Source organism: Flavobacterium sp., assembly GCF_046153165.1.
Lineage (GTDB): Bacteria > Bacteroidota > Bacteroidia > Flavobacteriales > Flavobacteriaceae > Flavobacterium.
On the sequence record NZ_JBJXEN010000035.1, the window covers coordinates 1 to 2,872 of the forward strand.

3 protein-coding genes are annotated in these 2,872 nt (G+C 34.4%); all 3 read right to left on the bottom strand.

Features of this window, described 5'->3' with window-relative positions; genetic code table 11:
• Positions 1-296: 296 nt before the first annotated feature.
• Positions 297-992 carry a hypothetical protein gene (locus tag ACKVOV_RS04810; protein ID WP_409205634.1) on the bottom strand — a complete coding sequence of 232 codons (696 nt, stop codon included), beginning with the start codon at positions 990-992 and terminating at the stop codon, positions 297-299.
• Between the two features lie 19 nt (positions 993-1,011).
• Positions 1,012-1,953, bottom strand: a complete 942-nt coding sequence (locus ACKVOV_RS04815) for an alpha/beta hydrolase (protein ID WP_409205635.1) — start codon at positions 1,951-1,953, stop codon at positions 1,012-1,014.
• 219 nt (positions 1,954-2,172) lie between these two features.
• Positions 2,173-2,673 carry a helix-turn-helix domain-containing protein gene (locus ACKVOV_RS04820; RefSeq protein WP_409205636.1) on the bottom strand — a complete coding sequence of 167 codons (501 nt, stop codon included), beginning with the start codon at positions 2,671-2,673 and terminating at the stop codon, positions 2,173-2,175.
• Positions 2,674-2,872: the final 199 nt, after the last annotated feature.

Sequence of the window (2,872 nt, forward strand, 5' to 3'; positions counted from 1 at the left end):
GTGTTTGCAACGGATTCCCAACCAAATCTAATTTTTCAATAACCAAAGTAGTAAATTTATTTACAGTAATTGCAAGTTACAAATTGCCGAGGAGCGGTACGCGTTGCAAACGCGCACCAGCAGGCATAACTCTACTTTCTTCTTCCGTCAGAGTCTCCTAGGCAGGAGACTCTGCGAAGAAGAGAAAGTAAGTCAAGGAAAGCGCAACTAAAAGGATTGATACTTTTTTAATTGTCCTATTTTATCTTAGCTGAAGGAAACGTCAGGTCGGAAGATCTTACGGCACAAAAACTTTGTTATAGTGTGTTATCTTTTAATTTTTTTCGTCCGTTAATTCTATAATTATAGCCCAATTTCAAATAGAAAGGTATTAGTGGTGTTATTATAAAATCTTGAGTGATGACATTGCCAATTGTTAATGTAAGATCACTGTTTTTAAATGAATAGCCTGTTTGTATGCCGTAATGAAAATTCCCTCCAGTTGATGGTTCATACCAGCCATCTTGTGTATTTGGAAAATCGTTTTTAAAATTTTCAGAATGTTTAAAATGTGTCACAATAGCTTTGTCAAAACCAACTTCGCCTGCAACAAACCATTTGGGTTTGTAATATCCAATAACGCCTGTCATTTCACTTCCAAAGTTTTGCAAACGTACCAATGTGTTTTCATATCGTCTGTAAATTCCGTGTATTGACGCACTGAATTGAAAATTTCCAATACTATAGAGCCTTGCTTGCCCACCTATTTTTGTTTTAAAATCGTCAAACAACTGTCCACCAGATGGAAATGAATAGGAAACATTTAACAAAATAGGCATTTGGGATTTTATTTTATGACTATAACCCAGTCCATATACCAGGCCATAATCAAGCCCGGTAGTAACATGAACAATGTGCTTATTATCGCTTTTTAAGCTTGCCCAATTAACACTTTGCGAAAAACTTTGCAATACCATTAAATTTAAACAGGCAACCAATATTATAATTTTCATATTTTTCATTTTTAATTTATCAAAGAGATTTAAAATAGTTCAGCATTACAGGATAAGTATTATTCCAACCTGTTGGGAAGGAAAGCATACTATAACCCGCCCCCATAGTTTTGAATAGCTCTAAATTGGGAAAAGGAGCAGATACTTTTTGAGCATGTGCCAAACCATAAGCACTATTTTTTTCGCTGTATATAAACAGTACTTTGGTGGTAAATAAATGTAAGTTTGTTGTCCAATCAGGGTTTTGTTCATTGCCTATATCTAAATAGGCATTTTGAACAACTACTCCTGGTCTCCATTGTGCTATTGGGCTTTCATCTCCAGTAACTTTTGTTTCATTTCCAGTAGAAGCTAACATCCTAAATTTGTAATCTAAAATTTCGTGTTCATCATTTTGGCCAGTTATAAATTGGTCTATATAAGTAGCGTTATTCAAAGCTTCACTTGTATATTCCATTTTTTGTGAAGCTTTGATATACTTTTTCGCATCTTCCCATACCAATCCACCCGGTTCGGCTAGTACCGCTCCGTTAACAGCATTGGGGTAAGTATTAATATATGCCCCAGCCAGCATTGCTCCCCAGGAATGCCCCAATAGAAATACTTTTTGTGTTGCTGATGTTTTATAATATGCGATAATGGCATTCATATCATTATAGTATTGTTGCATAGAGGTATAATGTGATTTAGGAAAACGTTGCGATAATCCTGTACCACGTTGGTCGTAAAACACCACTCGAAAACCCTGATTAGCAAATTCTTTGCAATTATAGAGATATCGATAATCTGCTGCGGGACCTCCATGCAGTACTAAAATAATAGTACTATCGGGGTGTCCAAATGCCTCGGCATGAAATTTTGCCCCATTAACAGTTATTGAAGGAAGAGACGGGTCTTCTATCACCGTTTTTGGTACCAAATTTCCGGATTCGGAAACTATGAGTTCTTTTTCACATCCCATTAAAAGGATGCATGTGGCTACTATCGCCAAGCTGAATACTTTGTTTGTCATAATAAACATTGTTTAAATTTTCTACAAAGTTGCTATGACTTTTAGCGGTAATCGCTCCAGTATGAAAGGTGGCACCAATTTTAAAAAAAATCTACCTCTAGTTTTGTATTGAGATACAGGTAGTTACAAATAATTAAGGCTGTAGTTTAGATTTAAACCTTAAATAGGTTAGCCTAAACTAATATTCATTTGTTTTAGATAATCGGAAGGAGAATGCCCAGTATTTTTTTTAAAATTTCTATTGAAGGCCGTTTTTGAATTATAACCGGATTCAAAAGCAAGGGATAATAATGTAAATTTTTGGTTTTCCGGAACAGCAATAAGTTTTTTAAACTCTTCCACTCTTAGATCGTTTATATACTCGTAAAAGTTCTTTTGCTCTACCGAATTTATTATTTGAGAAAGCGTGTTTGGATGCACACTTATTTTTTGTGCTAAATCGGAAAGGGTAAGTTCAGGGTCTGTATATGTTTTTTCAGTTTGTATTAGCACGTTAAGCTTTTTTTGAATTGCACTTACCTCATCGCTATTAATTTTTGATTTTTCGTATTTTATTTTTTCGGATTGTACATCAATTTTCTTTTCATCAAATATTGTATCAGCTATTATTTTGCCCTCTTCAATTGATACTTTTTCCAAAATTTCATTCGGTATTTCAGGTTTAGCCATTGTGAAAATGCCGACTTGCTTTATGCCAAAATACCCTATAAAAAAAACATAAAGAACTACTGCCGAAAAAACATAGTTATCCTGTCTAAAAATTGCAACCAACCAAATGATACTTGAACCCAAAATCAAATAAGAGAGCCATTTCAAATTAATTTTTTCAGTATAAGAAAATTGTTCGGCTATGGTTTTGCGGTGTTTC

Excerpts from the sequence above, each read along its gene's own strand:
- ACKVOV_RS04810 (WP_409205634.1), bottom strand. The coding sequence starts at position 992 with ATGAAAATTATAATATTGGTTGCCTGTTTAAATTTAATGGTATTGCAA.
- ACKVOV_RS04815 (WP_409205635.1), bottom strand. The coding sequence starts at position 1,953 with ATGGGATGTGAAAAAGAACTCATAGTTTCCGAATCCGGAAATTTGGTA.
- ACKVOV_RS04820 (WP_409205636.1), bottom strand. The coding sequence starts at position 2,673 with ATGGCTAAACCTGAAATACCGAATGAAATTTTGGAAAAAGTATCAATT.